The sequence below is a fragment of the Bradyrhizobium sp. CCBAU 11434 genome, assembly GCF_028128895.1.
Taxonomy (GTDB): domain Bacteria; phylum Pseudomonadota; class Alphaproteobacteria; order Rhizobiales; family Xanthobacteraceae; genus Bradyrhizobium; species Bradyrhizobium zhengyangense.
Genome location: NZ_LBJX01000089.1, coordinates 126,490 through 132,746 on the forward strand (window position 1 = coordinate 126,490; position 6,257 = coordinate 132,746).

Consider the following 6,257-nt stretch of genomic DNA (forward strand, 5'->3'; position numbering starts at 1 on the left):
TCGGGGGACCGGAGCGACCGTGCAGGGCGCACAACGCAACTCGCTGAGACTGCTGCAGTGGATGATGGCGGCATCCCTGGCGCTGCCCATTGCGCTGTTCGCCATCGCTTCCGCGATTTCCTACAATTCGACACTTGATATCGCCGATCGCGAGATCGAGCGGACGCTCGATGTCGCACATGAGCACGCGCTCAAGGTATTCGAGACCATCGACCGGAGCCTGGCCGAGCTGAACGAGGTCGTGCGCGACCTGCCGGACGACGCGATCCGGTCGCGGGAAGGCGCGCTGCACAAGCGCCTGAAGCAGCTCACCGACTCGCTGCCGCAGCTCAAATCAGCCTGGATCTTCGATGCCAACGGAAAGGCGCTGGTCAACAGCCTGGCCTCGCCACCACCGGATCAGAGCTTTGCCGACCGCGACTATTTCTATGCCCATGTCGACCAGAGCATCGGCACCTATATCGGCGCCACCTTGACGCCGCGCCTGCCCTACCAGGGCGCGCGCTTCTTCGGCGTCAGCCGCCGCCGCTCGTCCGACGACGGCAGCTTCGTCGGCGTGATCCAGGCATCGGTGCTGCCCGAATATTTCGAGAGCTTTTACGCCAGGATCGGCACCGATCCGGGCTCCTTCTTTGCGATGGGCCGCGCCGACGGCGTGCTGCTGGCGCACCTGCCGCGGCTCGACGGCGATTTCCGGCTCGATCCGAACGGCCCGGTCGGCCACAGCATCGCAACCCATCCCGATCATGGGCTGATGACCATCGCCTGGCCGACGGACGGAATCGAGCGCCGCATCGGCTACCGGCGGGTCGCCGAATATCCGATCTATGTCAGCGCCGGCCTCGAGACCTCGGCGATCCGCGCGCGCTGGCTCGCGACCATCAGCCAGCATCTGGTGTTCGGCGTGCCCGCCACCGCGCTGCTGTTCATCCTGCTGGCCTTCGCCTTCCGCCGCACGCAGCATCTCCAATTCGAAGCGGCCAAGCGGCACGAGGCCGAGGAGGCACTCAAGCACAGCCAGCGGCTGGAGGCGCTGGGCCAGCTCACCGGCGGCGTCGCGCATGATTTCAACAACCTGCTGACCGTGATCCGCGCCTCGGTCGATCTGTTGAACCGCCCGCAACTGAGCGAGGAACGGCGGCAGCGCTACATCACGGCGATCGGGGAGGCCGTCGCGCGCGCGGCCAAGCTGACCTCGCAATTGCTGGCCTTTGCGCGGCGCCAGACCTTGAAGCCCGAAGTGTTCGATGTCGGCGACCGGATGCGCTCGCTGCGCGACATGCTCGCCACGCTGCTTGGACCTGCGATCGAGATCGTCACGCAGCTGCCGACCGAGCCCTGCCTTGTCAGCGCCGATGCCGGCCAGTTCGAGACGGCCATCATCAACATGGCGACCAACGCGCGCGACGCCATGCAGGGCAAGGGCCGGATCGTCTTCACGGTCCACGCGGCGACATCCGTGCCTGATACGCTCGCGCATCTCTCCGGCAGCCAGACCTTGAAAAATCCCGGATTCATCTGCGTCACCGTCAGCGATAGCGGCATTGGCATCCCCGCGGCCCAATTGGGCCGCATCTTCGAGCCATTCTTCACCACCAAGCAGGTCGGCCAGGGCACGGGCCTCGGCCTGTCGCAGGTGTTCGGCTTTGCCCGGCAATCCGGCGGCGAAGTGACCGTCTTCAGCGAAGTCGGCCAGGGCAGCACCTTCTCGCTCTATCTGCCGCGCGTGCCGGCCGATCTGTTGCCCCGGAGCCAGGCGCCGACCACGGCCCCGGCCGTCGCCGGCAGCGGCATGTCGGTGCTGGTCGTCGAAGACAATATCGAACTCGGCAATTTCGCCGCCGACGGGCTGACCGAGCTCGGCTACAGCATCACGCTGGTCGACAACGCCACCGACGCGCTCACTGAACTGGTCGGCGATGCGGATCGCTTCGACGTCGTGTTCTCCGATGTCGTGATGCCGGGGATGACCGGGCTCGATCTGGCGCAGGCGATGTGCGATCGCTGCATCAGCGTCCCCATCGTGCTGACCACGGGCTATAGCCACGCTTTGTCCCAGGACGGCGTCGCCGGCTTCGAGCTGGTGCAAAAGCCCTATTCGATCGAGGAGCTGTCGCGGGTGCTGCACCGCGCGGCGCGGCTGAAACGGGTGCGCGACGGCGCCGCCGAGTAGACGGCGCCGCGGAACCCGAGGGAACCGGCTGATTTGACTCGCGTTACCCCGGCCATGGAGAAACCAGCCGGAAAGCGTGAAGGGGCCAAGAAGCCGCCCATCGTCGACATCAAGGGCGAGAACGGCGATGAGATCGCGCCGCCGCCGCCCGAAGTGCTCGAGCCCGATCCCGAACTTTCGCCCGAAGAGGTTGAGCAGGCGCGCAAGGATTATCTCCTCACCCGCTTCTGGATCAGCGCGCGCGGCTTCTGGAGCCGCAATGGCGACCGCCTCGCCTGGCCGTTTTCGATCGGCCTCGTCGTGCTGATCATCCTCACGGTCGGCTTCCAATACGGCATCAATGTCTGGAACAGAGCGATCTTCGACGCCATCGAGAAGCGCGACGCGACCACCGTCTTCCACCTCACCGCGATGTTCTTCCCGCTCGCGATCGGCAGCATCGTGCTCGGGGTCGCCCAGGTGTTTGCGCGGATGGGCATCCAGCGGCGCTGGCGCGCCTGGCTCACCAGCAGCGTGCTGACACGCTGGCTCGCCAACGGGCGCTACTACCAGCTCAACCTCGTCGGTGGCGATCACAAGAACCCCGAATACCGGATCGCCGAGGATCTGCGCATCGCGACCGACTCGCCGGTCGACTTTCTCGCCGGCGTAACCTCGGCGCTTTTGTCCGCCGCGACCTTCATCGTCGTGCTCTGGACCATCGGCGGCGCGCTCACCGTCACGCTTGGCGGCTCCACGATCACCATTCCCGGCTTCCTCGTGATCGCCGCGATGCTCTATGCCGCGATCGCCTCGGGCTCGATCCTGGTGATCGGCCGCCAATTCGTGCAGGTCTCCGAGGACAAGAACCAGGCCGAGGCGGATTTCCGCTACACGCTGACGCGCGTGCGCGAGAACGGCGAGAGCATCGCACTGCTCGGCGGCGAGGAGGAAGAACGCGGCGGCATCGACCGCAATTTCACCGGCGTGCTCAGGCAATGGGCGCGGCTCGCAGGACAACACATGCGGACCACGCTGGTGTCGCAGGGCTCAAGCCTCGTTGCACCGGTCGTGCCGCTGCTGCTCTGCGCACCAAAATTCCTCGACGGCAGCATGAGCCTCGGACAGGTGATGCAGGCGGCCTCGGCCTTCACGATCGTGCAGAGCGCTTTCGGCTGGCTGGTCGACAATTATCCCAGGCTCGCCGACTGGAACGCCTGCGCGCGCCGCATCGCCTCGTTGATGATGTCGCTCGACGGCCTCGAGCGCGCCGAGCAGGGCGACGGCCTCGGCCGCATCAAGCGCGGCGAAACCAGCAACGATGCGATGCTGGAGCTGCACGACCTCTCCGTCACGCTCGACGACGGCACCGCCGTGGTCGGCGAGACCGAGGTGGTGATCGAGCCCGGCGAGCGGCTTTTGGTCGCCGGCGAATCCGGCACCGGCAAGAGCACGCTGGTGCGCGCCATCGCAGGCCTGTGGCCATGGGGCGGCGGCAGCGTCAATTTCCATCCTGATAGGCGGCTGTTCATGCTGCCGCAGCGGCCCTATGTGCCCTCGGGCAGTCTGCGCCGCGCGGTCGCCTATCCCGGCGCCGAGGATGCTTGGACGGTCGAGGAGATCGGCGAGGCCCTGCACAAGGTCGGCCTCGACCATCTCAAGGAGAAGATCGCGGAGGAAGGACCTTGGGACCAGACGCTGTCGGGCGGCGAGAAGCAGCGCCTCGCCTTCGCACGGCTGCTGCTGCACGACCCCGACATCGTCGTGCTGGATGAAGCGACCTCGGCACTCGACGAGAAGAGCCAGGACAAGATGATGCGGATGGTCACCGACGAGCTGCCGAAGGCGACCATTGTCAGCGTCGCGCATCGTGTCGAGCTGGAGGCCTTCCACAGCCGCAAGATCGTGCTGGAGCGCCACAGGGGCGGCGCCAAGCTCGTCAGCGATATCGACCTGATCCCGCGCAAGGGCAAGCGCAAGCTGCTCGGGCGGTTCTTGCGGCAACGGAAACCGGCGAAGAAGGCGGCGTAAGCGCCGTTGGAGTCCCCAGCAAAACCGGCTATGCATGCGCCGCCTGCAACGAGGACCGCCTGCTTGACGCCCGACACCACCCTTTCGACCGCGCCATTCGGCGCGTTTGCGCCGAACGCAGCGCAGGCCGCGATCATCAGCCTCGTGCAGGGGTCAGGGCTGAAGCGCGGCGCGTTCCGGCCCTGGATGTCGCGACTGGTCAATCTGCTGCGCAGCGGACCGATCGACGTGCAATACCAGGGCGCTTCGTTCCGCTTCTACCACCAGGGCAGCGCCACCGAGCGCGGCGCGCTGTTCAACCCCGACTATAATATCGACGAGCTCGACTTCCTGCGTCAGCACACGCCTGGCGGCGGCACGTTCGTCGACGTTGGCGCCAATGTCGGCACGTTTGCTTTGGTGATGGCGCGGCAGGTCGGGCCATCAGGCAAGGTTGTTGCGATCGAGCCGCATCCCCTCACCTTCGGCCGCCTCTCGTTCAACCATGCCGCATCGAAAGCGACGCAGGTTCGCCTTGTGCAAGCCGCCGCGGGCGATGCCGACGGCGAGCTGATGATCGAGAGCGGCGGTGGTAATCTTGGCGCCACGCATGTCGCGACCGGCGCGGCGAGCACGGAAGCCATCAAGGTGCCGGCGCTACGGCTCATACGTATTCTGGACGAGGCCGGTGTGGCCCAAGTCGATTCGCTCAAGATCGACGTCGAGGGCTTTGAGGACCGCGTGCTGATCGGCTTCTTCCGCGACGCGCGACAAGCGCTGTGGCCGCGCGCGGTCGTGATCGAGCATTTGTCACAAAACGAATGGCAGCAGGATTGTATCGCTGACATGGTCGCGCGCGGCTTTACCGTCGCGCGCAAGACGCGCAGCAATACGTTCCTGTCGCGCTGACGCCGAACCACGGAGGATACGATGATCGATCACCTTGGCCTCTCCGTCTCCGACTATGAGGCGGCGAAAACGTTCTACAGCAAGGCGCTGGCGCCGCTCGATTACAGCCTGATCATGGAAGTGACGGAAGCGCAGACGGGTCACGCCGCGGCCGCGGGCTTTGGCGCCGGCGGCAAGCCGGATTTCTGGATCGACGGCAAAGGCGCGATGAACAAGCCGCTGCATGTCGCGATATCGGCGAAAGACCGCGCCACGGTCGACGCGTTCTACAAGGCTGCGATGGCGGCAGGCGGCCGCGACAACGGGCCGCCCGGCATCCGTCCGCATTATCACGCGAACTATTACGGCGCCTTTGTGCTGGACCTCGACGGGCACAACATCGAGGCCGTCTGCCACGCGCCGGAATAGGACGACGGTGTTATTTGAGCACGATCTCCGCGCAAACGCGTTCCGCGTTTGTCGCGGGGGAAAACCGCTACGCATTTTTCCGGATCGTGCTCTCGGAACATCGGCGCGGCATCATCGTTGTCGTTCTCCCGACAACTGATCTCGATGATGCCGATGCCGATTGAACCGCCCGAGATACCGCCATCGACACCCGGCACGCCGACCGAGCCACCGCCCGGCATTCCGCCGGGCAATCCGCAGCCTGAAATCGCGCCGCCGGTACACGAGCCCGGCGAATCACCGCGGCCCGATGAATTGCCCGGCCGCGTCCCAGAAGAGATTCCGTCGCGCGGACCGAACGGTCCGCTCTCACCCAATCCCGCCACCGATGCCAGTTCGTCGCAGGTGTCACATATGAGACGTGAGCAATCACATGTGAGGCGATTGCGACTCACGCCTGAATGCGTAATGAACGTTGTTCTCGTGACATGATTTTCGTGCAGAAATAAATCGCGACGCAATGTCTTCGCCCGCCACAATCCGGCCTAACGCGTAGCTGTTCATCACCCCACTTCACATCGTCAAAGAACCTTCCGGGGAAGTTCAACCACATGACCAACCTTCGTTTCGTGCTGCTCGCCACGACGGCCCTGACCGCGATGCAATTTGCAGGCTCCGCAGCTCATGCGCAAAGCGCGCCGCCGCTCGTGGTCGCACAGGCCCAGCCGGAGACGGGCCCTGACGGAAAACCGAAGCAGCCTCCGAAGGAAGCGCCAAAGGGACCGCCGCCCGCCGCGCG

General features: G+C 65.4%; 5 protein-coding genes and 2 pseudogenes. All 7 read left to right on the forward strand.

Features of this window, described 5'->3' with window-relative positions; translation table 11 throughout:
• Positions 1-19: 19 nt before the first annotated feature.
• On the forward strand, positions 20-2,173 hold the full coding sequence (locus XI06_RS21665) for a hybrid sensor histidine kinase/response regulator (protein ID WP_271606414.1): 2,154 nt from the start codon (positions 20-22) through the stop codon (positions 2,171-2,173).
• A 54-nt stretch (positions 2,174-2,227) separates the two neighbouring features.
• Positions 2,228-4,183: an ABC transporter ATP-binding protein/permease gene (locus XI06_RS21670; RefSeq protein ID WP_271606419.1), complete on the forward strand. Its 1,956-nt coding sequence runs from the start codon at positions 2,228-2,230 to the stop codon at positions 4,181-4,183.
• Between the two features lie 30 nt (positions 4,184-4,213).
• Positions 4,214-5,071, forward strand: a complete 858-nt coding sequence (locus tag XI06_RS21675) for an FkbM family methyltransferase (protein WP_271606415.1) — start codon at positions 4,214-4,216, stop codon at positions 5,069-5,071.
• A 21-nt stretch (positions 5,072-5,092) separates the two neighbouring features.
• Entirely contained in the window at positions 5,093-5,479 is a 387-nt protein-coding gene (locus XI06_RS21680) for a VOC family protein (RefSeq protein WP_271606416.1), read from the forward strand.
• Positions 5,480-5,493: 14 nt separating this feature from the next.
• Positions 5,494-5,643, forward strand: coding sequence for a hypothetical protein (locus tag XI06_RS21685; protein ID WP_271606417.1), 150 nt, complete (start codon positions 5,494-5,496; stop codon positions 5,641-5,643).
• A pseudogene (locus tag XI06_RS21690) lies at positions 5,633-5,854 on the forward strand (hypothetical protein); the annotation flags it as partial. The gene XI06_RS21685 and the pseudogene XI06_RS21690, both read left to right, overlap by 11 nt.
• Before the next feature lie 215 nt (positions 5,855-6,069).
• Positions 6,070-6,257 (forward strand): annotated as a pseudogene (locus tag XI06_RS21695) (hypothetical protein); the annotation flags it as partial.